This window comes from Paeniglutamicibacter sp. Y32M11 (genome assembly GCF_019285735.1).
Classification (GTDB): Bacteria; Actinomycetota; Actinomycetes; order Actinomycetales; family Micrococcaceae; genus Paeniglutamicibacter.
In genome coordinates this window covers 3,791,876-3,816,224 of the sequence record NZ_CP079107.1, presented here as the reverse complement: position 1 = coordinate 3,816,224, position 24,349 = coordinate 3,791,876, and the positions used below count along the sequence as shown (strand labels likewise).

General features: G+C 61.0%; 24 protein-coding genes. 13 read left to right on the top strand and 11 right to left on the bottom strand.

Going from position 1 to position 24,349, the window contains the following annotated elements; all coding sequences use genetic code 11:
- Positions 1-172: 172 nt before the first annotated feature.
- Positions 173-466, bottom strand: coding sequence for a putative quinol monooxygenase (locus tag KUF55_RS16950; protein WP_218817400.1), 294 nt, complete (start codon positions 464-466; stop codon positions 173-175).
- A gap of 48 nt (positions 467-514) precedes the next feature.
- On the bottom strand, positions 515-1,513 hold the full coding sequence (locus tag KUF55_RS16945; protein WP_218818846.1) for a LacI family DNA-binding transcriptional regulator: 999 nt from the start codon (positions 1,511-1,513) through the stop codon (positions 515-517).
- A gap of 165 nt (positions 1,514-1,678) precedes the next feature.
- Between KUF55_RS16945 and KUF55_RS16940 the strand changes: the two genes are divergently transcribed.
- The 4 genes from KUF55_RS16940 to KUF55_RS16925 all read left to right on the top strand — a co-directional run bounded on the left by KUF55_RS16940 (position 1,679) and on the right by KUF55_RS16925 (position 5,715).
- Positions 1,679-2,797 carry a substrate-binding domain-containing protein gene (locus KUF55_RS16940; RefSeq protein ID WP_218817399.1) on the top strand — a complete coding sequence of 373 codons (1,119 nt, stop codon included), beginning with the start codon at positions 1,679-1,681 and terminating at the stop codon, positions 2,795-2,797.
- Positions 2,798-2,862: 65 nt separating this feature from the next.
- The gene (locus KUF55_RS16935) at positions 2,863-3,909 is read left to right on the top strand and encodes an ABC transporter permease (protein ID WP_218817398.1); all 1,047 of its coding nucleotides are present in this window, start codon (positions 2,863-2,865) and stop codon (positions 3,907-3,909) included.
- Positions 3,906-4,700: an ATP-binding cassette domain-containing protein gene (locus KUF55_RS16930; RefSeq protein WP_132360379.1), complete on the top strand. Its 795-nt coding sequence runs from the start codon at positions 3,906-3,908 to the stop codon at positions 4,698-4,700. The genes KUF55_RS16935 and KUF55_RS16930 overlap by 4 nt, the downstream gene beginning before the upstream one ends.
- A gap of 88 nt (positions 4,701-4,788) precedes the next feature.
- Positions 4,789-5,715 carry a carbohydrate kinase gene (locus KUF55_RS16925; protein ID WP_132360377.1) on the top strand — a complete coding sequence of 309 codons (927 nt, stop codon included), beginning with the start codon at positions 4,789-4,791 and terminating at the stop codon, positions 5,713-5,715.
- A 291-nt stretch (positions 5,716-6,006) separates the two neighbouring features.
- On the opposite strand, the gene KUF55_RS16920 is transcribed toward KUF55_RS16925, so the two are convergent.
- Positions 6,007-6,750, bottom strand: coding sequence for an NADPH-dependent F420 reductase (locus KUF55_RS16920; RefSeq protein WP_218817397.1), 744 nt, complete (start codon positions 6,748-6,750; stop codon positions 6,007-6,009).
- Positions 6,751-6,839: 89 nt separating this feature from the next.
- On the opposite strand from KUF55_RS16920, the gene KUF55_RS16915 reads away from it, so the two are divergent.
- From KUF55_RS16915 to KUF55_RS16900, 4 genes are all read left to right on the top strand, one after another.
- Entirely contained in the window at positions 6,840-7,229 is a 390-nt protein-coding gene (locus KUF55_RS16915; RefSeq protein ID WP_218817396.1) for a MerR family transcriptional regulator, read from the top strand.
- Positions 7,230-7,293: 64 nt separating this feature from the next.
- Entirely contained in the window at positions 7,294-8,493 is a 1,200-nt protein-coding gene (locus KUF55_RS16910) for an MFS transporter (protein ID WP_218817395.1), read from the top strand.
- 115 nt (positions 8,494-8,608) lie between these two features.
- Positions 8,609-9,943 (top strand): NtaA/DmoA family FMN-dependent monooxygenase, encoded by a 1,335-nt coding sequence (locus tag KUF55_RS16905; protein WP_132360369.1) that lies wholly within the window; start codon positions 8,609-8,611, stop codon positions 9,941-9,943.
- A gap of 47 nt (positions 9,944-9,990) precedes the next feature.
- On the top strand, positions 9,991-10,503 hold the full coding sequence (locus KUF55_RS16900; RefSeq protein ID WP_132360367.1) for a flavin reductase family protein: 513 nt from the start codon (positions 9,991-9,993) through the stop codon (positions 10,501-10,503).
- A gap of 528 nt (positions 10,504-11,031) precedes the next feature.
- Here KUF55_RS16900 and KUF55_RS16895 read toward each other — a convergent pair.
- Genes KUF55_RS16895 through KUF55_RS16870 form a run of 6 tightly spaced genes read right to left on the bottom strand, consistent with a single transcriptional unit; the run spans position 11,032 to position 16,239 of the window.
- Positions 11,032-11,700, bottom strand: coding sequence for a phosphonatase-like hydrolase (locus tag KUF55_RS16895; protein WP_132360365.1), 669 nt, complete (start codon positions 11,698-11,700; stop codon positions 11,032-11,034).
- A gap of 37 nt (positions 11,701-11,737) precedes the next feature.
- Positions 11,738-12,811 (bottom strand): zinc-binding dehydrogenase, encoded by a 1,074-nt coding sequence (locus KUF55_RS16890; protein WP_218817394.1) that lies wholly within the window; start codon positions 12,809-12,811, stop codon positions 11,738-11,740.
- On the bottom strand, positions 12,787-14,175 hold the full coding sequence (gene phnE / locus KUF55_RS16885) for a phosphonate ABC transporter, permease protein PhnE (protein ID WP_218817393.1): 1,389 nt from the start codon (positions 14,173-14,175) through the stop codon (positions 12,787-12,789). Before phnE ends, KUF55_RS16890 begins: the two co-directional genes overlap by 25 nt.
- Positions 14,172-14,450: a hypothetical protein gene (locus KUF55_RS16880; protein ID WP_218817392.1), complete on the bottom strand. Its 279-nt coding sequence runs from the start codon at positions 14,448-14,450 to the stop codon at positions 14,172-14,174. The genes phnE and KUF55_RS16880 overlap by 4 nt, the downstream gene beginning before the upstream one ends.
- Positions 14,447-15,289: a phosphonate ABC transporter ATP-binding protein gene (gene phnC, locus KUF55_RS16875; protein ID WP_370630925.1), complete on the bottom strand. Its 843-nt coding sequence runs from the start codon at positions 15,287-15,289 to the stop codon at positions 14,447-14,449. The genes KUF55_RS16880 and phnC overlap by 4 nt, the downstream gene beginning before the upstream one ends.
- On the bottom strand, positions 15,286-16,239 hold the full coding sequence (locus KUF55_RS16870; protein WP_218817391.1) for a phosphate/phosphite/phosphonate ABC transporter substrate-binding protein: 954 nt from the start codon (positions 16,237-16,239) through the stop codon (positions 15,286-15,288). The genes phnC and KUF55_RS16870 overlap by 4 nt, the downstream gene beginning before the upstream one ends.
- A 195-nt stretch (positions 16,240-16,434) precedes the next feature.
- Here KUF55_RS16870 and KUF55_RS16865 point away from each other — a divergent pair, with 195 nt between their 5' ends.
- The 5 genes from KUF55_RS16865 to KUF55_RS16845 all read left to right on the top strand — a co-directional run bounded on the left by KUF55_RS16865 (position 16,435) and on the right by KUF55_RS16845 (position 21,071).
- On the top strand, positions 16,435-17,151 hold the full coding sequence (locus KUF55_RS16865) for a GntR family transcriptional regulator (RefSeq protein WP_218817390.1): 717 nt from the start codon (positions 16,435-16,437) through the stop codon (positions 17,149-17,151).
- Positions 17,145-18,287, top strand: coding sequence for an alpha-D-ribose 1-methylphosphonate 5-triphosphate diphosphatase (locus tag KUF55_RS16860; RefSeq protein WP_218817389.1), 1,143 nt, complete (start codon positions 17,145-17,147; stop codon positions 18,285-18,287). Before KUF55_RS16865 ends, KUF55_RS16860 begins: the two co-directional genes overlap by 7 nt.
- A gap of 41 nt (positions 18,288-18,328) precedes the next feature.
- Positions 18,329-18,715 carry a VOC family protein gene (locus KUF55_RS16855; RefSeq protein WP_218817388.1) on the top strand — a complete coding sequence of 129 codons (387 nt, stop codon included), beginning with the start codon at positions 18,329-18,331 and terminating at the stop codon, positions 18,713-18,715.
- 139 nt (positions 18,716-18,854) lie between these two features.
- Entirely contained in the window at positions 18,855-19,802 is a 948-nt protein-coding gene (locus KUF55_RS16850) for an aldo/keto reductase (RefSeq protein WP_218817387.1), read from the top strand.
- A 195-nt stretch (positions 19,803-19,997) separates the two neighbouring features.
- Positions 19,998-21,071, top strand: a complete 1,074-nt coding sequence (locus KUF55_RS16845) for an alkene reductase (protein WP_218817386.1) — start codon at positions 19,998-20,000, stop codon at positions 21,069-21,071.
- 18 nt (positions 21,072-21,089) lie between these two features.
- On the opposite strand, the gene KUF55_RS16840 is transcribed toward KUF55_RS16845, so the two are convergent.
- Positions 21,090-21,857 carry a DeoR/GlpR family DNA-binding transcription regulator gene (locus KUF55_RS16840; RefSeq protein WP_132360347.1) on the bottom strand — a complete coding sequence of 256 codons (768 nt, stop codon included), beginning with the start codon at positions 21,855-21,857 and terminating at the stop codon, positions 21,090-21,092.
- Positions 21,858-21,914: 57 nt separating this feature from the next.
- Entirely contained in the window at positions 21,915-24,188 is a 2,274-nt protein-coding gene (gene pdxA, locus KUF55_RS16835; protein ID WP_218817385.1) for a 4-hydroxythreonine-4-phosphate dehydrogenase PdxA, read from the bottom strand.
- Positions 24,189-24,349: the final 161 nt, after the last annotated feature.

Here is a 24,349-nt window from a genome sequence, read left to right as displayed (position 1 = left end):
AGATGTCCGTCGGACAAGTCAATGGCTTTAAAGGGACGAATTGTGCCGGGGATATTTCCACTTCGCCAGCGGCGCATTCTCCTGACCCCGCACCAGTTTGGGGCGGGGTCAGGAGTCATAAAATTCAATGTTGGAGAAGACTCAGACGTCTCGGCGCGAGCGTGGGGAGCAATTACTGCAGCGGCGTCAGCCAGGTGAGTTGTGAGGCTGACTCTTCGATATGCAGGGCCAGTTCTTTGTTAAATCGCGCGCCATATGCGGCTGTGATGTGTTCTTGGAAGGCGGCGTCATCCCGATAGACCTCGAAGACGAAGTATTTGCGGGGTTGTTCCTCACGCAGATACGGCAGGAACAGCTCGTTCCCGGGTTCTTGCCGCACGAGTTGGGTTAATTCGAGCATCATCTCGGCAACGCGGGTTTCGCTGCCTTCCTTGACGGTGAACTCGGCAAATAACGTCTTGGTCATGGTGGTCCTTTCGAGGTACGAAGGTGAGATTAATGGAGGGTTTTTGGGCTAGGCCGGAGGGCGGATTTCGCCGGATCCGCGTTGAATTAGCTCGGAGGGGATGACATAAGTGCGCGGTGGTTCCTGATCACCATCTATCCGTGCCAGCAGTCGTTCGGCCGTGCGGATGCCGATGCGATCGGGGTGTTGGGCAATGACCGTCACGCCGGGATCCATCATGTCGGCGAGGGTGAAATCATCGAATCCGACCAGTGCTACCTCCCGGTTTTTGCCCAGTTCCTTCAGTGCGCGCATCGTTCCGAACGTCACGAGGTTCTGACTGGAGAAGATCGCGGTGGGAGGGTTTTCTGAGGTCAGGAGCTCAATTGCTGCCTGCCTGGCCGTTTCCTCGTCGTGCAGGTTTTCACGGATGGGCACCGAGGAGGAAGGAATTCCAGCTCGGCCGATTTCTTCGAGGAACCCTCGTTTACGTTCCCGGGCCGTTTGGATATCGGTCCGGTCGCCAAGATATGCGATTTTGGTGTGACCGTGGGCTAACAGGTGGGCGGCGGCCTTTGCGGCGCCAATGGCGTTGTCGGTGACCACCGCATCGGCATCCACACCTACTGGCTCGCGGTCAATGAAGACCATGGGCAGATCTCGGGAGTGCTCGGGGATTGTGTACGACTGGTTTTTGGCTATGGGCGTCAGCACCAACCCGTCGACGCGACGGCCGAGAAATGCCGCAATGATGGACTGCTCGCGCTGGGGGTCATCATCCAGGCTGGCAGCAAAAACGGCGATACCCCGAGCGCTGAGTGCATCTTCGAGCGCCCTGTTGATCTCACCGCTGAACGGGTTGGAAACGCTCGGAAGGAGCAATCCGACGGAGAGAGTTCGTCGTCCGGCGCGACGCAGGGACCCGGCCGTGACATCCAACTGGTAGTTCAGTTGGCGGGAGGCTTCTAATACTTTGGTGCGGGTTGCCTCCGATACGCCCGCCTCCTCATTCATCACCCGTGACACCGTTTTGATCCCGACGCCGGCAAGCGTTGCCACGTGACGCATGGTCGGCCGATTCGGGGATAGCGGTGGCTGGTAACGATTAGACATCGTTGTCAAAGAAATCGCTCCTTCAGTTTGAACCCTATTGACATTGTGGATGTGATCCTGCTTACATCGTACCTGACATCGTTGTCGAGGCCAGTCCGGCCGCAAACATCAGGAGATCGAATGTTGAGTTCCAAAGCCCCTTTTTCAAAGTCCACACGAGTTCTAGCCGCAGGCGCAGCTATGACCTTCGCAGCGTTGAGCCTCTCGGCCTGTGGCTCAACGTCCGACGCCGCGGGTGCCAGCGACGGCGCTTCGGGAGAAAAAGTGGGGGTTTCGTTGATCGTCAAGACCACCACCAACCCCTTCTTCGTTTCCATGCAGGACGGAGCCAAGAAGGCTGCGGATACCGGCAACGTAGATCTGACGCTTGCCGCAGGAAAGGCCGATGGGGACGAAGAAACCCAAATTCAAGCCATCGAGAACGCCATCTCCAAGGGTGACAAGGGAATCCTGATCACCCCCAACGGCCCATCGGTTGTTGATGCGTTGAAGAAGGCCAAGGACGCCGGACTCTTTGTGATCGCACTGGACACTCCTCCGGATCCGGCGGACGCCGCCGACATCACCTTTGCCACCGACAACTTCGCCGCCGGCGAGCTCATCGGCAAGTGGACTGCGGCGCAGCTGAAGGGCCAAAAGGCAACGATCGCCATGGTTGACCTCTTCGATGACAAGATCGTCTCCGTGGACTACAACCGCGACCAAGGATTCCTTACGGGACTTGGAGTCGACACCGCCGACGCCAAAAAGAATGGCGATGAGGCCAAGACCGGTAAATACAGCGGTGGTCAGGGCGGAGACTACGAAATCGTCGGCAACCAGGCATCTCAGGGTGCCGAAGACGGCGGCCGAACGGCCATGGAAACCCTGTTGTCCATCAACCCGGACATCAACGTGGTGTACACCATCAATGAACCTGCTGCGGCTGGAGCCTTCGAGGCCCTGAAGTCGGCAGGAAAAGACAAGGACGTTCTGGTCGTATCGGTTGACGGCGGCTGCACCGGCGTCAACAACGTCAAGGACGGCGTCATTGGCGCCACCGCCCAGCAGTACCCGGTGAAGATGGCCGAACTCGGTGTTGAGGCAATTGTTGAATTGGCGACCACGGGCAAAAAGCCTGCCAATTCCGAGGGCCTGGACTTCTACAACACCGGTGTTGAACTTGTCACCGACAAGCCGGCCGACGGCATCAAGAGCATCACTACCACCGCGGCCGCAGATATCTGCTGGGGAAAATAACTCTCCCGCTCCGCTTCCCATGCTAGCTGCGCGCTAGCAACCATCTTCGAAGATCAGGATCCATCGTGACTCAGCAACAGACCGCCGGCCCGCCCACCACAGGGCAAGCCGATCTGGCAGAGGAATTCCTTGACCGCCAGACCCCACTTAACCGGGTACGCAATGTATTGCACCGTTATCCAGCCGTCAGCCCCGCCCTGGTACTGCTCATTGCGGTGATCGTTTTTGGTCTCCTTAATGACAGGTTCCTCCGAGTGGAAAACCTCTCGCTGATTACCCAGCAAGTCTCGGTGGTTGGCACCCTGGCCATTGCGCAGACGCTCATTATTCTCACCGCGGGCATCGACCTGTCCGTGGGCGCGATCATGATCCTCTCCTCGATGGTGATGGCCCAACTCGCGGTCAACAACGGGCTTCCCGCGGCTGTTGCGTTGCTGGTGGGGCTGCTGGTTGGACTCGCGACTGGAGCCCTGAACGGGCTGTTGGTGACCCGACTGAAGCTTCCCCCCTTCATCGTCACCCTGGGCACGCTGAACATCTTCATTGCACTCACGTTGCTCTACTCCAACGGAGCAACGGTGCGCGGTACCTCAATGCCGGGCCTGCTGACCTGGGCTGGCACGACCTTCCCCGTGGGTCCGGTACGAATTTCCGTCGGCGTGGTCGTGATGATTCTGCTCTACGTTTTGATCGCCTTCATTCTTGGCAAGACCGCCTGGGGTCGCCACGTTTATGCCGTGGGTGACGATAAGGAAGCGGCACGGCTGGCCGGCATCGCCGTTAGCAAGGTGCTCATGAGCGTCTACCTGGCAGCCGGCGCCGTACTGGCGGTCGGAGCCTGGATTCAGATCGGTCGAACCAATGCGGCCAGCCCCAACGGCGGTGTTGACCTGAACCTGGACTCGATCACCGCCGTGGTGATCGGCGGAACCAGCCTCTTTGGTGGCCGCGGATCCGTCTGGGGCACCCTGCTGGGTGCGCTGATCGTTGGCGTATTCCGCAACGGCCTGTCGCTGGCCGGTCTGGACGTGCTTTACCAGACCCTTGCGGTAGGCGTTCTTATCATCCTCGCTGTGTCCATCGACCAGTGGATTCGAAAGGCCAAATCATGACCGAGACCCAATACCAGAGCGCTCACACCGAAACCCGCCAACCCATCATGCAAGCCCGAAACCTCGTCAAGACCTTTGGTCGCGTCGTGGGCCTGGATGGCGTGAGCCTTGATCTGTACCCCGGCGAAGTCTTGGCCATCATTGGTGATAACGGCGCGGGAAAATCCACGCTGATCAAATGCCTGACCGGCGCCGAGATTCCCGACTCGGGAGAACTGAAAGTCTCGGGACAACTCGTCAGCTTCAAACGCCCGCAAGATGCCCGTGCCCACGGGATCGAAACCGTGTACCAAAACTTGGCCGTCTCACCGGCACTCGACGTGGCCTCCAACCTATTTTTGGGACGAGAAGAACGGCTTGCCGGTCCGCTGGGAAAGTACTTCCGCGTGCTGGACACCAAGGGAATGCGACGCAAGGCCAAGCAGGAACTAACCACGCTGGGCATCTCCACGCTGCAGGATGTCACGGTCCCGGTAGAGAATCTTTCGGGCGGACAGCGCCAGGCCGTTGCCGTGGCCCGCGCGGCAGCCTTTGGCTCCAAGGTCGTGGTTCTGGATGAACCGACGGCGGCGCTGGGCGTGCGGGAATCCAATCAGGTGCTGCAACTTGTCAGGGATCTACGTGATCGCGGCCTGCCCGTGATCCTGATCAGCCACAACATGCCCCACGTGTTTGATGTCGCCGACAGGATCCATATTCAGCGCCTCGGCAAGTGCGCCGCCACCATCACGCCGCAGTCACACAGCATGACCGACGCCGTGGCAATCATGACCGGTGCTGCCACCGCCTAAACGCGGCATCGGCAGCACCAACATCCGACAGATACCGTCCGCGGGCCAGTAGTAGGCCCGCGGACGGACCCGTGAAAGGCCCCTCCTCATGTCCAAGCTTCCATCCATTGATCCTTCCGCCTCGATTCCAGAGGTGATCGTGATCGGCGAAGCACTGACCGATATTGTTGCTTCGCCCACGGGAACGGTGGGGCATCCGGGCGGATCACCGATGAATGTTGCCTATGGGCTGGGCAGGCTCGGTGTTAATACGGCGTTGTTGACCAGCATTGGGGACGATGAGCGCGGCCTGGCCATCGAAAACCACCTGGGCGGCGTCGGCGTCGGGCTCCTCAGTGGTTCCAAGACGCCGGGAAAGACGTCCTCGGCCGTGGCATCGCTGGCAGCCGACGGGTCGGCGAGTTATGAGTTTGACGTCCACTGGACATTGGAGCCAACGGCGCTCCAAACTCTGCCAAAGCTGATCCATACCGGATCGATAGCTACCTTCTTGGCTCCCGGAGCCACAACGGTACGAACCCTTTTGCAGCAGGCGAATGGCCAATGTGTCGTGACGTACGATCCGAATATCAGGCCGGCACTTTTGGGTTCGCAGGCCGAGGCTCGCTCCATCTTCGAGGACCTCGTGCCGCTGACGGACGTGGTCAAGCTCAGTGATGAGGACGCCGCGTGGTTGTACCCAACGTTGGATGCGCAGGGTGTTGCCGGACGAATTCTGCGACTCGGAGCCGAGCTGGTGGTGGTGACTATGGGCGCGCAGGGGTCACTTCTGGCCACCACCGCCACCGAACTACATGTTCCAGCGGTTAGCTCAGTGGTTGCCGACACCATCGGTGCGGGGGATTCCTACATGGCCGCGCTGATTCATGGGCTGCTTGACCGCGGGACGAGAGAACTTACCAACGAGGCACTGGCAACCCTGGGTCGCGCGGCGTCTGCGGCCGCAGCCACCACGGTGCGTCGTCATGGGGCTAACCCGCCCACCCTGCATGAGCTCAGCGAGATGCTCGTCTAAGTCGGTATGGACGTTCGGCTTGAAGGGGCACACGCGGCTCCGCCCGGACGTCGCCGAGACCAAGAATCCGAACCGACCATGGCCAACTCTGGGGCCTTTGCTGTCCCACCGAAGAAGCCGCGGTTCAGAATCTGGGAACCAATTCTCTTCCAGGACGGATGCAGCTAGATTCGCTGCCGGTGTCGCGTTGTCGGCCAAGTATGACGCCAATAGGATCGGTCCCAGCGCGTCCCGGGCCGATCCCTCATCTAGTGCATTCCGCGGCTTTACCGCGGAAGACCGTGATTTTCGTTAGTTGTAGGTGGATCGGTTGAGTTCGACCATGTCGTCGTTTACGAGTGCTACGCCGCCCTCGATCTTCTCCATCACCATGGTCATTGCCAGATCCCTGCGCTGCGGGATCCGTTCCTTCTTGGCACTTGCAAGGGCCTCGGGAATTTCCTGGCGCGTGAGATCGGTGCAGTACGTCGGGGCACCGGGCTGCTGACGCCATGAATCGGCCAAGGAGCCGGAATCGACGGCATCGAAGCCGGTGTCTTCAACCAAGCTCATGGCCACGGTCTTGTCTGTCTCGCGGTCCGCGGCGACGGGAATTGCGAGACGACCGGGATCTCCGGCGGCCTGGCCCTTGGTCTCGAAAGACCCCGCAAGGATGGCGTTCCAGGCCTTGGCTACGGGACGTCCGAGCTGTTCGGTGACCCAGACGCTTTCGACCTGCCCCTGGTCGAGGGCCGGCACCTGTCCATCGCGCATGGGGTAGTAGTTCGAGGTATCAAGGATGGTTGCATCCGTGGGAAGATTCGCGACCAGAGGTTTGAGCGCGGGGATGCTGCTGAGCGGAACGGAGATGATGAGCGCATCGATGTCGGTGACGACCTCGCTGGCCGTTACCGCCGTGGCTCCCACAACCAGAAGTTCTGGGCTGATGGTCTCCGGGCCGCGGGAATTGGCGACCTTGACCTCGTGTCCTGCGCTGCTGAGCTTGCGGGTCAGGGTCGCGCCGATGGATCCCGCACCGATGATTCCGATTTTCATGTGGTTCCTTTCATGGGGTTTGTGGTTGGCTTCATTATGAACCCTTCCATTAGTGTTAAGGTCAAATCGTCGTGATGAAGGAGGGCCTTATGCGCATTGGTGAACTGTCCGAACGATCCGGAGTTCCGGCTCGGATGTTGCGGTACTACGAGGAGCAGGGCCTGGTGACGCCGCGTCGGCTGGAGAATGGCTACCGGTCATACGACGAGTATCTGGTTGACCGCGTGGGCAAGATCCGCGGCCTGATCGAGGCGGGCATACCCACGCGGATCATCGGAAGCATCCTCCCGTGTTTGGACCGGCCGCAAACCATCGTGGTGACCGACCCGGATCCGGAACTGCGGGTGATCCTGCTTCAGGAGCGTGACCGAATGACGCAGAAGATCGATCTTCTTGTCCAAAACCGTGATTCCATCAGCCGCTATATCCAGGCCATGGACTCGGCCATGGAGGCCCCCGGCGAGAAAGTCGCAAGTTGACCGCATCACATTCGCGCGAACGGACTTGACCTTTCCATTGGTGTGAGGGTTGCACGATGGTTCCATGACCTCATCGAAAATCGAGACCGCGTCTGCACGGTCTTCAACCAAGCTTCCAATCGGTAGTTTGCTGGCTCTGGCCGCCGCCGGATTCCTCACCGCAATGCTGGAAACACTTCCCGCCGGCATCCTGCCCGCCCTCGGCGCGGACCTGGGCGTATCTGAAGCTGCCGCGGGGCAGACGATAACGCTCTACGCCATCGGTTCGATCGCCGGAGCCATCCCAATCATCAGTGCCACGATGGGGTGGCCCCGTCGGCGCCTACTCGTGCTGGCCCTCACCGGATATCTCATCAGCAGCCTACTCGTGGCAGTCTCGCCGCACTACGCGCTCACCCTGGGAATTCGCTTCGTCACCGGCATCTTCGCCGGAGTTCTGTGGGGAATCCTCGCCGGCTACGCCAGCCGCCTGGTGAGCCCGGAACAACGGGGCAGGGGAGTGACGATCGCGCTAGCGGGGACGCCCATAGCCCTAGCCGTGGGAACCCCGGCGGGAGCCCTGCTTTCGAACCTGATCGGTTGGCGTCTGACCTTCGTGGTGATGGCTGTACTCAGCGCCGCGGTCCTCCTCTGGGTTCTGGCAATAGTCCCGGACTTCCCGGGCCAGGAAAAGCACGCACGCAGCTCTGTGCTCAAAACACTTGCCCTGCCGGGCATTGCCCCGATCATCATCACCTCGGTCCTGTATGTGACGGCCCATATCCTGCTGTACACCTACATCGCTGCGTTCCTGTCTCCGCTGGGGATGGCAGGAAGCGTCGGCGGGGTCCTGTTGGTCTTCGGCACCTCCGCCCTGCTCGGGCTCTGGGGCACCGGAATCCTGATCGACCGTCACCTTCGACGCCTCATGCTCAGCAGCGTGGTCCTGTTCGCGGCCAGCATGCTCACCCTCGGTCTGCTCTCCGAAACACCACTACTCGTGTTCGCTTCGGTCGTTGCATGGGGCATCGCCTTTGGAGCATCCGGGAGCCTCCAGCAGACCGCCCTGACCAATGCTGCCGGATTCGCCGTCGACACCGCACAATCGGTCCTCGTCACCGGATGGAACCTCGGCATCGCCGCCGGAGGCATCCTCGGCGGTCTCACCCTCGCCGGCCTCGGTTCGAAGGCACTGCCCTGGGCCACCCTGGTGCTGCTTCTGCCCGCTCTCCTCGTCGTGGTTACAGGACGCCGCCACGCCTTCCCGGCCGGCCGGCAGTACTAAGCACCCACCACGGCGCGCTTCGTTGTTCGCGCCGCGCCTCACCATCAGTGCAGGTGAAAGCCGAGCACAAGACCTCAACCGTAAGGCCCGATAGGGGGCCGGACTAGGAACCAAGATGACTAATTCACAGATGATCCTTGGCATGCACCTCGGCAACGGGTACGGATCCCAGGGCTCCGCCTGGCGTGCCCCGGGCGTTGATCCCGCCAACTACACCAACTTCGATGCCCAAGTGCGCTACGCCCAGGCCGCCGAGCGCGGGAAGTTCGCTTTCATCTTCCTCCCTGATTTCCTGGGATTGCAGGCGGACGTGGAACGTGAGTCACCCGCTATCACTTTGGAGCCCATGATGACGCTGGCGGCGATCGCCCGCCAGACCGAACGTATCGGGCTTGTTGCCACCGGTTCCACGACGTTTAACGAGCCCTACAATCTTGCTCGTCAGTTCAAGACCCTTGACGTGATGAGTCATGGGCGAGCCGGTTGGAACGCGGTAACCACCAGCGACTCGGTTTCCGCCGCCAACTTCGGCCAGCAGATTGCCGAGCGTCCGGCGCGCTACCAACGGGCCCACGAAACTATCCAGATTGCTCAAGGGTTGTGGGGCAGCTGGCAGCGCGACGCCTGGATCAAGGACACCACAAGCGGACGCTTCGCAGATGCGTCAAAGATCCAACCGATTCACATGCAGGGCGAACACGTCGCCTCACGCGGGCCGCTGCCCATCCCACCCTCCGAACAGGGCCAACCGGTCATCTTCTCCGCCGGCGGCGGAGAAAACGGGCTGGAACTCGCCGGGCGATACGCTAACGCCGTCATCGGAGCGACATTCAGCATCGAGGACGCCCGCCAGCAGCGCGAGGCCTACCGCGAGGCTGCCCGGCGGGCCGGACGGAACTCGGATGAGCTGAAATTCTTTGCCGGCGTGATGCCCGCCGTTGCCGCTACCAAGCGGGCCGCGCTGGATCGTCGCGTGGCCCTCGGCGAGCTCACCGCACCGGCCCGTGTTCCCTACCTGGGCTCCATGCTGGGACTGAACCTGGACGTGAGTCAGATCGACGAGCCGCTGCGCCCCGGACAACTGGCCGCGGCCCAGGCCAGCCCGTTTGACCCTCGATCCGAGCGCGCCCTGGAAATAGCCCGTGAAGGGTGGACCATTCGCGACATCCTCGCCCACGGAGTCATTGACTACCACCCCACCCCGGTCGGTACGGCTTCGGTGACCGCTGACCACCTGCAGGAGTGGTTCGAAGCAGGCGCCTGCGACGGCTTTTGGGTTTCCCCGGATATCAATGAAGACGGAATCGACACCTTCGTTGATGAAGTCATCCCCCTTCTGCAGCAACGAGGTCTGTACCACCACGACTACGAAGGCATGACCCTACGCGACCATCTTGGCGCCCCCGCACAGTACGGACTAGACGCCCGGCTCACCAGCCCCGCCGAATGACATCGCAGCTTCCCAATCCACCCGCAGTGCGACGTACAGGACAAGGAATGAGAACTACCACCAGCAATACCATCGACCCGGCTTGCTTTCGCAGGACCGTCGGCCGCTACGCCTCCGGGATCACAATCATCTCCGGACACGATGACCAAGGGCCTCTCGGGTTCACCTGCCAGTCCTTCTACAGCGTCTCGGTCGACCCGCCGCTGGTTTCCTTCAGCGTCATGAAAACCTCAAGCACCTATCCGCGGATCCGCGACACCGGGACTTTCGCGGTCAACATCTTGTCCCATGGACAGGAAGCAGTGTCCGATCAATTTGCGCGCAGCGGCACCGACAAATGGGCGCGGCTCCCGGTGAGGTCAACGGACCAGGGGAACCCGCTGCTGGAGGGAACCCTTGCGTGGCTCGACTGCCAGATCTGGGCCGAATACGACGCAGGAGACCACGTCATCGTCATCGGGCGAGTCATGGAATTGGGTACAACAGACGGGCACCATCCCGCCCCACTCATGTACTTTGAAGGGAAATACCGAGCACTCCGTCCTGACGAAGTCGTGTGAACCCCTGCTTGCACGCAAGGACACATACCGTACGGCAACAGCATCACGACCCATCTGCTCAAGCACGCCAACTTGCGCTGACAAAACGGCGCCAATGACGGTTGCGATTCATAGCCGCGATCCCACATAACGGATGTCTTGCTGGCGAATAAGCAACGGCGGTGGCCGGCAACGAATTTTCATTCGTTGCCGGCCACCGCCGTCATTTTTTATTACAGCTAATGCCTGGTCGGACTAGACTCCGACCAATTCCTTGTGCGTCTCAGTCTCGGTTTCTTCGAGCTCAACCGGGGGTACAGCGTGGTGCATCGGCACCGGGGTCTTGGTGCGAACCGGCTTGATCTGGCCATGATTTGTATTACTATTTGTAGCACCAAAGGTGCTTTTCTGTGGAGCTACCCGGACTGAATCATCGTTGAATGCGGCTCAGGCCAACGCGCTTTTGCAGAGGCGCGGACGGCGTGAAAACCTCACCGTAGTTCCCTTTTCAAAAGCTGTAGATATGAGCAGTCAACACGTCGCATTCGACTAGATAACGTTCGGTAGCTCCGCCACGCTGGCCAAGACCCAATCGTGTGGGTGCTCTTCAAGCTGTTCTCGGTTCAGGGCACCGGTGAGCACACCCAAAGGGTGCACACCGGCATGGTGACCGGCGAGCAAATCGACAACGGTGTCTCCGCCGGCCACCACGGCGCGAACGTCATGGACCCCGGTGGCTTCCATGACGCGGTGAATCATGTAGGGCGCAGGACGTCCGGCTGCGACCTCGTCGCTGGTAACCACGGCATCAAGCAGCTGGCCCTCGCCGATGCCCCAGCCGAGGGTCCCAAGGATTGGCGCAGCAACATCCCGGGAGAACCCGGTGGTTAACCCGATCTTGATGCCGCGAGACTTCAGCGTCCTCAGAGCCTCTTCAACACCAGGCAGCGCCTCGGGAGGCGTTTTCGCGTAAAACTCGGCTAAAAGCTCGCGAAAGAGCACGAACTGTTGTGCCACCAATTCCGGGGTGGGGGTGATCCCGCCAAGTTCCAGTAGCGCCGCGATGGCTTCGGTCTTATCCGCGCCCATCCAGCGCTGCAGGTCCTCGGCCTTCACCGTGGCACCGGTGGCCGTGACCGAACCTTCCAGCGCCTTGTACACATCCCCGTGTTCATCCACGGTGGTGCCTGCCATATCCAATACAACTAACTTGATCATGTGATTTTCCTAATCGATAAAAAGGTGAGTTACGTCGTTACGACTGGTTAAAGGTGACGGAGTTTCGCAGGATGCGCCCGGTCGGTGGAAGCATCAGCGTGCCGAGCTCGGCCGCCGGCTTCGGTGCCGCCACCAAGGATGCCCAGTCGTGGGTGAGGTTCGTGGCGGCGAGGAAGTCCACGGCTGCTTGCAGATGCCTGGGCTCATAGTTGTGCACACCGGTGATACTCAGCAACGAGCGGACCATACGTTCGGGATCCAGAGCCATGGCGGGTCCCGGTGATACCGATCCGGCAAGGATCAGTGACCCGCCGATGTCCAGAGACTCAAAGGCAGCAACCACGGCTGGCTGTGCACCGGAGAGCTCCACGGCAATATCGAAGCTCTCGGCCGCGTTCTGGCCGCCGGCCACCGTGGCGGCCGTGGCCCCGAACTCGCGGGCCAGCGCCAAACGTTCCGGGTTCAAATCTCTGACCTCTACCGCCGCGGCTCCGCGATAGGCGGCCACGGCGCAGGCAACGATGCCCAGCATCCCAGCGCCGCTGACCAACACGCGTTTTCCCGCAACGTCGCCGGCGGCTTCAAATACGGCCATGACCGTGGCAGTGGCACAGGCAGCGGGGGCGGCCACTGCATCGGAGATGGAATCGGGAACCGAGACCAGAGTGATGCCCCGGGGCAGATGGATATGTGAGGCATACCCGCCGGAGATGCCCCAGGGCCCATTCAGTGGTTCGTGTCCGGTCTTGAGCAGGGACCGACATTTGGCGCTACGGCCGGCGAGACAGCGATCGCACCTTCCGCAGACCACCGTCACGCTCCAAATGACACGGTCGCCGGTGTTCAGTGCCGTTCCGGTGAAATCCGTCAGGGTTCCGGGACCGATGTCCTGAAGACGTCCCACGGCCTCATGCCCCAGGATAGAGGGGAAGGGGCCGGACCTACGTCCGGACACGGTGTGGATATCGGATCCGCACACCGTCGCCAAATCGATGGCGGCGATGGCCTCCCCGGCACCCGGTTCGGGTAGTCGAAGGGTGCGCGTGTCGAAGTCAGATCCGCCGTTCCACAACTCGGCGCTCAGACTCAGGCGACGTGTTTGCGTATCCATGCGGAGATCCTTTCGATCATAAAGACGATGGCAAAGATGAGCAGGATGATGGTTCCCGCCAGATTAAAGTTCAGCGTTCGTATGGATTCCATCAGCAGGAATCCGATGCCGCCGGCGCCCACCACACCCAGCACCGTGGAGGTACGGATGTTCACGTCCAGCATGTACATCCAGTGACCAATCAATTGCGGCAGTGCCTGCGGGATGACCGCATTACACAATTGGTCCCACCAGCTGCCGCCCACTGCCCGCACCGCTTCGAGCGGGCCCACGGGGATTTCCTCGATGGAATCGGCCACCAGCTTGCCCAAAAAGCCAATGGTTCCCACGGCCAGAGCCATGGCACCGGCCATGGGGCCCAGCCCGATCGCTGCAACAAAGACCACGGCAAGGATGAGCTCGGGGATGGCTCGAACCACCAGAATCAGCATCCGTGCCGCGGCAAAAACGGGCCGTGCCGGCGAGATGTTGGATGCCGCCAGGATGCCCACGGGGATGGCAAGCAGTGCTCCGATAACGGTGGCTACCAAGCCAATGGCCAGGGTCTCCACCACCGCCGGAAGTAAGAGTTCCTCGGCACCGGTTATGGAGGGCGGGAAGAGTCGACCAAAGACGCCTGCCAACTCACCAAAGCTGGTGATCGGCACCAACGGGTTGATCCGTAGATGAATCAGGGAATAGATGACGGCGCCGAGGAGTAGGAAACCGGCGATGGCGCGTGTTCGTCTGTCCCCGCTCCATGGTGGCAGCAGGGCGGAGGAAACATCCGGGATTCCGGGTGTCGGGCCAGAGCTGCTGGGATTGAGCAGGGTGCGACGCAATCCAATGGAAGCAACCTCCATGGCGGCGATGGCCACCAGGATGATCAGCACGATCCCCATGGCGCTTTCATACATCAGCCCGCGTAGGGAATCCTGCAGGGCAAAACCAATGCCCCCGGCTCCCACGAAGCCGAGCACCACCGAGGTCCGCAGGTTGATGTCGATGCGATAAATGAAGGTTCCCAGCCAGGCGGGGATGACCTGGGGAAGTACTCCCATGATCAGTTCGCCCATGCGACCGGCACCGGTGGCACGGACTGCTTCGCGCGGACCTGCCTCGCTTTGCTCGATGGCGTCGGCAAAAAGCTTGGCCATCATGCCCACCGAGTGTAGGCCAAGAGCCAGAATGCCGGGCAGGACTCCAATGCCCAAGGCACGGACGAAGAGCACCGCGAAGACCAGGTCGGGAACAGCGCGGCACATGGTGATGAGCATGCGGGCGCCGCGGTGTACCAGCGGATGTGGGGTGGTATTTGCCGCGGCCAGAAAGGCCAACGGAACCGAGATGATGGTGGCAAGAACGGTTCCCAGCAGTGCCATCATGAGTGTTTCAAGCAGTAGTTCAAAGACTCGGGTGGGTCGTTGACTTCCGGTGGGAGCATGCGCGCCACAAGGTTGGCCACGTCCCCGAACCCGCCGCCAAGCGCTCGCAGATCAAATTCGATGTGTTCGGCGCTGGCCAGGGTCAGCGGAATCAGTGCGGCAAGGATGATCCAGAGCGTCACCTTTTCGCGGGTGGGCCGTGGGATGAGGGAAACCGGGGTGCGCGGTGAGCAGACGCTTGTGGTGGGTGCCTGGCGGTCCTTGGTGAGCATCATGAGGTGGTGATTTCGGCATCGGGGTCCAGCTGCCGATAGACCTCAAGCACCCGTTCCTTGCTCAGGTTAGTGGTGGCCTCATCCAAGACCTTTTCACCGTTGCGCAGGCCGACAATGCGGTTCGCCCATTGCAGGGCAAGATCCACCTGATGCAACGTGCACACCACGGTGATTCCGTCTTCCCGACAGACTTGGAAGAGCAGATCCATGACGTTGGCTGCGTTCTGCGGGTCGAGGGAAGCGACCGGCTCATCGGCGAGAATCAGCTCGGGCTTCTGCATGAGGGCGCGGGCGATGGCCACGCGTTGCTGCTGTCCGCCGGAGAGTGAATCTGCCCGCTGGAAGGCCAAATCTCCGAGTCCCACGCGTTCTAGATGTCCCAGAGCTTCACGGCGCTGGGCCTCGGTATAGCTGAGGAGTCCGTAGCGGGGTCCGCGGATCCTGCCCGCGGCACCAATCAACACGTTTTCTAGGCAGGTCAGCCGGTTCACCAGATTAAAGTGTTGGAAGATGAAGCCCACGCGTGAGCGCAAGGCGCGCAGCTTCCGGGGCTTGGCCCGATGCACGCCTTCGCCCAGGACCGTAACTTCACCGCTGGTGAGCGGGTGCAAGCCATTGAGGCAACGCAGCAGGGTGGACTTGCCAGAACCGGAGAGTCCCAGCAGGACGGTCATTTCGCCCTGGATCACCTTCAGGTCAACGCCCTTCAGCGCGTGGGTGGAACCGAAGCTTTTGCGCAGCGACTTAGCCTCGATGGCGATGTCAGCTTGGAGATTCATGCTGTGGTGAGAGTCGATGTCAGCGTCAGTTTCAGTATTGGTGATTTGGATCAGGCTCATAATTCACACTTCTCGGACTTGGTGGAGGCGCAGACGCTACGGATACCGTCGTAGTCGGCATCCGTCGCTGGCACCACGCCCCACGCGTGTTCGCCGGTGATCAAGCAATCTTCACCCGAGCAGTAGCCCTGGGATTCGAAGTAGTCGGCGTTGGCCTGTTCACTGAACAGGGTGGTGAGCTTGTTGGTGGCGTCTTCACCGAGTGAGTTACGTACCGCGAAGACCGAGCCCGGAATCAGTTCCGAGGTCCATACCGATTTCAGCTCACCCTCTGCCACTTCACCCTTGGCCGGCAGCGTCTGCTCCACCATGGACTGCATCGCGAAACCAACCTCACAGTCACCGTTCTTGACCGAGAGAGCCGACGCGTCATGTCCACCGGCGTAGATCGGCTTTAGGCCAGCGCTGATATCAGATTCCTTGCCGCTGGTGACCACGCCGGCCTCGATCAGGCCCGCCGAGGGGTAGAGGAAGCCGGAGGTGGAACCCGGGTCAACAAAGCAGGTGTCCTTGCCGGCGAAGTCCTTGATGCTGTTCACCGCGGTGTTCTTACCCTGGGTGATTCCCAGTGCGTGGTAGCCGGAGGGCTCGCCCTTTTCTCCTGCTAGGGCGCCGAGTGGCTTGATGTCTGCCTGATTGGTGGTGGCGATGACGTAGGAGAAGGGGCCGAGGAAGGCGATATCAACACGGTCGGCGATCATGCCTTCCACAATGCCCGCATAGTCGCTGGCTTGCTGCAGCTTGACCTTGGAACCGGTTTCGGCTTCGAGCATCTTGATTAGCGGTTCGTAGGTGCCGGTGAGGTCCGAGGAGTTTTCGTTGGGAATGGCACCAATGACAATTTCGGCGGGGAAACCCGCAGCAGTGGTTTCGGCTTCGGCCGGGGCACAGGCAGTGAGGACGGCTGCTGCTGCGATGGCAGCGGTGAAGGCGAGTGTTTTACGTTTCATGGGGGAGTGCCTGTCTGCGTTGCGAGTGGTTTGGTGGCGCTTCGAAGTCGGGCTTCGGGACGCTCGTTCCTATTCAGCATGACCGGCATGAAGCGAATTTGTCTAGACAGATTATGGTCGTTTGTTGATTGTTCATCTAAGGTTTGTTCCCAGTATTCATAAGGAATTTTTGGGAAACTGAGTTAGGATCGGAAGATGCAAGCAGAAGCCACCTACCTTAAGCTGTCCCAACAGATTTTGGAGCAGTATGCGGATCTCCCGCTGCAGCGCCCGCTACCGTCGGAACATGAACTTGGCGCCCTCTTTGGGGTCAATCGCCAAACCATTAGGGCTGCTTTAGAAGAGCTGGAACGCCGGTGGTTGATTCGGCGCGTCAAGGGCAGTGGAACATTCCGCACGCGTCGCTATGAATACAGAATTGGTCCAGATATTGCCCCCTCCTTCACCGCGACGGTTCGAGCGTCCGGTGGTGATCCGCGCACCGAAAACGCCAAACCTGTAACTCGCCCGGCCAATGCCAGCGAGCGAGAAATTCTGGGGCTGCCCGCCAACGCTCAGGTGACGGTGCTGGAACGTGTTCGCTTCATTGATGGGGCAGCGGTGAGCACCGCAACCTCGGTATTGCCCTCGGCACGGGTGCCTCGCCTGGCCGCAGTCATCGCACCCGATGACTCTCTGGATGCGGTGCTGCGTCGGCACTATGGCTATACCCCGGTGCGGCAATGGAGCCAGAGTCGGCTGGCATCCCCACCTGCCCACATCGCAGAGGTGCTGCGCTTGCGCGGTCGACCGCCGCAGATTCTGCTGCGTGGACTCGTATCCTGCTCCGAGACCGGGCAGAAACTCGAATACGTGGAAAGTTATCTGCGCCCGGACGTCTTTGATGTCGTGACGGAGGTCGGAAAATGGTAGCCACCTACACCCTGGGCCATGTTCGGATGCTCAAGGATGAGCGGATGCTTGAAGAGCAGATGATCAGCGTTGTTGATGGTCTGATTCAGGAGATCCGTCCGCACCGAGCTGGCCTCGGCGCAGATATCGACGGTGGTGGGAAACTCTGTATACCGGGCATCGTTGATCTGCACAGTGACGCGTTGGCGCGTGAATATCGGCCGCGTCCCGGTGCCTGCATGCCAGTGGACCTAGCCATGCAAGCGGCCGAGGGAAATCTCATGGCGGCGGGGGTCACCACCGCTTTTCATGCGGTGTCGTTCCAGACCAAGTCGGCCGTGGGGATCCCCATCGGTTCACCCCAGGCGCCCGATGTTCATCACGCCATCAGTCATTATGAAGAACCACGGATGGACCACCGGGTGTTGCATCGCCTCGATGTGCGCTGTCCCGACGGGGTTCACATGTTGCGCGATCATCTGGGTGGGGCAGAGGTTCCCCTGGTTTCCTATGAGGACCACACCCCCGGCCAGGGACAATATCGCGACCGCGCGGTGATGGAGCGATGGCTGCGCGAAGCCCAGCACATGGATCCCACACAAGCCGCCGAACATGTGGACCGATTGATTGCTGAACGCGACCAGCAGCTCACCTTTAAGCAAAAAACGTTGGGCTGGCTTGCCGAATTGGCAGCATCTGGAACCATCCGCCTCATGGGCCACGATCCGGTGACACCACAAGAGATTGATGAGCTCATCGCCCGCCATGCCGTGATCGCCGAATTCCCCACCACATTGGAGGCGGCCCAGCAGGCCCACCTGAAAGGAATATCCACCGTGGCAGGGGCGCCCAATGTACTGCTCGGAGGATCACATTCGGGCAACGTCTCGGCCTTGGAACTCGCTCAAGCGGGAGTGCTGAACATCTTGGCCTCTGATTACCTGCCCTCGAGTCTGCTGTCCGCGGCTTTTGAGCTCGCACGGCTGGGTTATGCCACACTGTCCGAGGCCATCAACATGATCACCAAAAACCCGGCGGTCGCCGCGGGACTCAATGATCGAGGGATCTTGGCTCCGGGCTACCGTGCGGATTTGGTTCTCTGCTCGGATACCTTGTCGCGCCCACGCGTGCTCCAAACCCTGACCACTGCACGCTAGACGGAGCTTAGATGCTGTCGGTGCGCTGTAGCCTTGCACGCATGACACAAAGCCACATCACCCTCGGTGCCATCAACCTCGAAGCCCGGAACCCGGCAGACCTCGTTGCCTTCTGGGCACAGGTCACCGGCGCGGAACCCGCAGCAGGCGGCGATAGCTACTACCTTCCGCCGAATGGTCCCGACGGCTTCGGGATGTTTTTCCAGCCCGAAAGCGAACCGCGCGCCAAACGCCAGGTGGCCCACTGGGACCTCACCGTGCCCTGGGGTTCCCGGGCCGCCGAAGTTGAACGCCTGATCTCACTGGGCGCCACCCACAAATGGGATGTCCTTGAGGAGGTAGCTCATGTTCAGTGGACAACTTTGGCTGATCCGGAAGGCAACCTCTTCTGCATCGCCGAACACCCGCCGTTGGACCAGCAACGCTGAGAAGACGGCCTGCGCTCGCCGGACAGTAGCGACGTCATTTCTCGACATCATGGAATAGGGCGTGAAGCAGTGAGGTTGGCACTCGTGGCGGCACCACCTTGCCGCAGCACGAATCGATCATCATCAACAAGGAGTGCGCGTGAGTATCCTCGGAACCTCAAACCTCGATGTCTTTCCACTCAACCTCGGAGGTAATACCTTCGGGTGGACCTCCGACGAAGCCACCTCTCACCAAGTGTTGGATGCCTTTGTTCAGGCCGGCGGCAACTTTGTGGATACCGCCGATGTCTATTCGGTGTGGGCACCGGGGAATTCGGGTGGCGAATCCGAGGCCATCATTGGATCCTGGCTGGCCAAGGGGCAGCGCGAACGCCTCATAGTGGCCACCAAGGTATCGCAGCACCCAGAATTTCCCGGGCTCTCGGCGACCAACATCGCTGCCGCGGCAGATGCCTCACTGCAGCGCTTGGGTACCGATTACATTGATCTGTACTACGCCCACCAACCCGATGACAACACCCCGATCGCCGAAAGCGCTGCAGCCTTTGACGCCCTAGTGCGCGCGGGAAAGATCCGACACATTGGGCTCTCCAACTTCTCGGCCGAGCAGATTGATGAATGGTTTGCGGTTGCCAACGAGCAAGGTTTTGTCACCCCGGTGGCACTACAGCCGCAGTACAACCTGGTGGCCCGTGCGGAATTTGAAAACGAGTTGGCCGAGGTTTCGGCACGCCATCAGCTGGCGGTGCTGCCGTACTTCTCACTGGCCAGTGGATTCTTGACCGGCAAGTACCGTTCTGAAGCCGATTTTGAGGGCAAGGCGCGCGCTGGCATGGCCGGCCGCTACCTCAACGAGCATGGACTGAGTGTCGTGGACACCCTGGTTTCGGTCGCGGCGGAGCTGAAGGTGGAACCCGCCACCGTGGCACTGGCCTGGTTGCGCAGCCGCGAGAGCATCGTGGCCCCGATCGCCAGCGCCAGTTCTGTGGATCAGTTGCCGGCGCTCATGGCCTCGGCCACCCTTGAACTCTCCGGTGAGCAGCTGGAGATCTTGGATGCCGCCTCGGAGCCGGTACAGGTCAGCTAGTACCGAGATTCGGTGGCCAGTCGGTGTTCAACCCCCTGGGAACGAATACTAGCTGGCCACGGAGCTCTGTGAGTGAGCGAACAAGGGGCACAGTGTTCCGCCTCACCTTGGGTGCCCCGCGGGGAATACCTGAGTCGGAGGCGCGGTTGGGCCAACTAAGACACCTCTCCCCAACCCCCAGGAGTATGTTCCACCATGGACCTGTTTTCCCCACTCACCCTCGGCGATCTTCAGCTTTCCAACCGCGTCATCATGGCCCCACTGACTCGCTCGCGCTCCCGCATAGACGGTGTGCCCAATGACGACGTGGTTGAGTACTACCGCCAGCGGGCCTCCATGGGACTGATTGTGAGCGAAGGTGTTTACCCCAGTGCGGTCGGTCAGGGTTTTGTCCGCCAGCCGGGACTTGTCACCGAGGAACAGATCGCCGGATGGAAGCGCGTCACCGACGCCGTCCATGCCGAGGGCGGTCTCATTGTTGCCCAGGTAATGCACGCCGGCCGGGTTACTCACCCCGAGACCACCGGACAAGACGTTGTTGTGGCGCCCAGTGCCATCGCGGTGGACGGTGTTACGCGCACCTACACCGGGAAGTACGACTACCCGGTTCCACACGCACTCACCGAGGCGGAACTGCCGGGCATTATTGAAGAGTTTGTGCAAGGATCTCGCAACGCGATCGCCGCAGGGTTTGACGGTGTTGAACTGCACGGCGCCAACGGCTACCTGCTGCACGAATTCCTGTCCCCCAGCTCCAACACCCGCACGGACGGATATGGCGGATCCCCGGAAAACCGGGCCCGCCTGGTCATCGAGGTGGTCACCGCTGTGGCTGAGGCTATCGGCGCAGGAAAAACTGGCCTGCGTATTTCCCCGCAGCACAACATCCAGAGTGCGCTGGAAACCGATACCGCGGATGCTGCCGCCACGTACGGTGCTCTCATCGATGGGATTGCACCTCTGGGTCTGGCCGCACTGAGCATCCTGCATGCCGATCCTGCCGGGGAACTCGTCCAGGATCTGCGCTCGAAGTTTAATGGTCCGGTCCTGTTGAACACCGGTTTCCAGAGCATCACCACGTTGGACGAGGCGGTTGCCGTTGCCTCCAACGGCTGGGGCGAGGCCGTGGTGGTGGGCCGTCCTGCCATCGCCAACCCCGACCTGGTGCGCCGCTGGAAGGAAGAGTTGCCGCTGAACGTTCCCGACGCCTCCACCTTCTACACCGAGGGCGCCGTCGGTTACACCGACTACCCGTTCTGGGCGAACTAAGCCCCAGACTTTTCCGGGCTAGCGGGCAATGATGATCTTGACTCCCGCTGCCCGGAAACCCTCCAGCTGAGCATCACTCGCCGCGGCGTCGGTGATCAGTGTCCACGCCTCGGGCAGTCTGGCCCAGGCGTGGAAGGGGGTGTGGTTTAGCTTGGAAGAATCGGCCAACACATACACGGTGTTGGCACGCGAACACATCACTTCCTTCAAACGCGTCTGGACCATGTCCGCCTCGCAAATCGCCTCGGGGGTGACCCCGTCGGCACCCAAAAAGACGGTATCAAAGCTCATGCGTTCCAGGCAGTACTCGGCCAACGGTCCCACAAAGGCCGCGCTGCTGTGTCGCAACGTGCCACCGATGCATTCAACGTGAATCTCCTCGGCCTCGGCGAGTTCATCAAGCACCACCAGTGAGGTGGTGGCGAGCTTAAGTTCGCTGGCATCACGCAGCTCATGGGCCAGCGCCGCGACCGTGGAACCGGAATCGAGCAGGATTGATTGCCCCGGTTTCACTAGGGCGCGGGCCCGTCGCCCGATGGCACGTTTGGCAGCGGTGCTTTGCTTATTGCGCTGCCTGAAGGTTGACTCGACCACCTGCCCGTTCAGGGCCATGGCCCCGCCGTAGGTGCGTGCGATCTTGCCCTCGGAGGTCAAGCGGGTGAGGTCACGCCGGATCGTTGAGGCTGTCACGTCAAAGCGTTCGGAGAGTTCCTCGACGCTTGCCAGACCGCTGGTGTGCGCGAGCTCAAGGATCTGTCCCTGGCGCACCCTGGCACTTGTTGACATGTTGACCTCCTTTTAATGTTGTTGAGTTGCTCTTCGCTGAGTGTATCGGTGAAGCAATCAGAGTGCGGGAACCGAGGCCAGATTGACCGCCTGCGTCAGCGCTTCGATCATGCTGCCAACCTCCACCACGCCGGTGCCGGCGATGTCGAAGGCGGTGCCATGGTCAACCGAGGTCCGGATCACCGGTAGTCCCACGGTGATATTCACTCCGGCCTCGATGCCCAAAACCTTCACGGGTCCGTGACCCTGATCGTGATACATCGCCACAATCAAATCGTAGTCCCCGCGCCCAGCGAGGAAGAACGCGGTGTCTGCAGGAAGCGGACCTGCCGCATTTATACCGTCGGCACGCAATTTTTCCAGCGCGGGAATGATCTTGGTTTCCTCTTCGCCGTAGCCAAAGAGTCCGTTTTCTCCGGCATGCGGATTGATGGCGCACACACCGATCTTGGGGTTGGCATTTCCGGCCCGGACCAACGCGTCGTGCCCACGGCGCACCGTGCGCTCCACCAACCCCGGTTCGATCTTGTTGATGGCGTCAATGAGCCCGATGTGGGTGGTCACGTGGATGACCTTCACCTTGGGGGTGGAGAGCATCATGGAGACCTCCTCGATGCCCATGAAGTGGGCCAGCAGTTCGGTGTGGCCGGGGTAGATGTGCCCGGCGCTGTGCAGGGCGGCCTTGTTCAGCGGTGCGGTACAGATGCCCTGCACCTCACCCCTCATGCCCAGCTCGCAGGCAATGCGGATGTAGTGGTACGCGGCATTTCCCGCCTCCGCCGATTCCTTGCCCCAGGGCAGGTCGGGGGACAAAAGATGCGGGTCGATGACATTGATGCGTCCCGGGATGAAGATGGCTTCGGAGATGGTCTCGATTTCCGCGATCTCCACCGTGGCGCCGAGTGCAGTGGCGCCCAGACGCAGCCGATAGGCATCCCCGATGACCACCGGACGGCTGGTGGCGTAGGCACGTTCATCGATCAAGGCTCCGACGGTCACCTCGGGGCCAACCCCGGCACCGTCGCCCATGGTCACGGCGATGTAGGGGCGGGTGTCCTGCAATGTTTTGGTCATGGGATCGTGCTCCTGGGGTGTGATGGTGCGCAGTTCGCGCAGAGTGTTGAGGGATTGGGTCAGGATGCCGGTGCTGCCGAAGGTGCCGGGCTTGGTGCCGACGAGTCGGCCCGCCGGGGTGCGGCAAATGACTACACCGGGTTCGAGTTGAAGCAGGGGATACAGAGTGTCGATGTTCTGGTCATCAAGGATCGCTCTGGCGGTTTCACCGCCGGTGAGGAAAAGATCCGCGGACGGATGGTTTTCCAGGAGCAGGGCAGCGTTGTGACGCAGCGTGGTGAGAATCGCCGCGGGATCACCGGGCGTCGCGGACGCAGCGAGCAGGCCGACGTTTCCTCCCAGCAGCTCGGTGGTCAGGTCGGCGGTATTTTCCGTCACCACCATGCCGGCGTCGCGAGCGTGAGCTAGTTGCTGCCCGCTGCGGCCGGAGGCGGAGCCGACAACTCCGAAGAGTGGATGCGGCCCGTCACTTGTTGCGGACCACGGTGCTGTTGTTGCCGAGAGCTCGGCGCTGGCGGCGGCATCGCGGGCGAAGTGGGCGGCAAACGCGGAGGCGATTGCGGCGTTCAGAGCTCCCGTCCCCACCAGTGCGATCGGCGTGGCCGTCGATTCAAGGAGCCTGAGACACTCGTCGGCGATCGTGGTCAGATCGGTCTCGGTTTCACAGTCAATGACGATGGCTTGGGTTTCGTGGAGGCTTGCGGCCAAGTATGTTTCCCATTCCTGGCCGCCAGCGCCCGGCCGTGGAAGGTGCCGGGTGGATAGACCCACCAGCAAATCACCGATCAACTCCGGTGGTGCCGAAATCTCGATGCTCCACGCATCCGTCGCCGCCAGTGGCACGCCCTGAATTAGCGGTGCTCCATTCCTGACCGAACGCCCAAGGTGTGGCAGCGCTCCGGCAATGACCAGACGGTAGCCCGCCTGGCTCAGGGCTAACAGCTCGGCGGGAATGTTGCCGCGCCAGAGTGAATCGATCTTCTTGATCAGTAACGCCGTGGGCGGGAACGAGGCAAGAGTCTCGGCCGTGGTGGCTGCCGCCTCCGCGGGTAGAACGCCGCGGGTATTGGTGTCAATGATATGAACTTGCGTACTGCGGGCTGCGCTGGCATCCAGCGCGATCGCGGTGCCATATCCGTGCGATTTCCAGGGGAGGGACACCTCGCAGGCGCCGGTGAAGTCATCTGCCAAGACCAGAACGTGGTGGTGTTCGGGGGATGTTGCTGCCGCTGGTGCGCGACGAGCGGGTGGCTGCATGGGTGAAATTCACCTCCTGTGGGTGGGTGGTCGAAAAAGCCTGAGGCCTTTGGTGATGTCTTCATCATGACACAGTTGCGCGAAACGCGCTATTGGTATTGCGCATTACGCGCAATCGTGACAGAGTGACCTGAGTTACAAATGCTCAGGAGAGCAAGGTG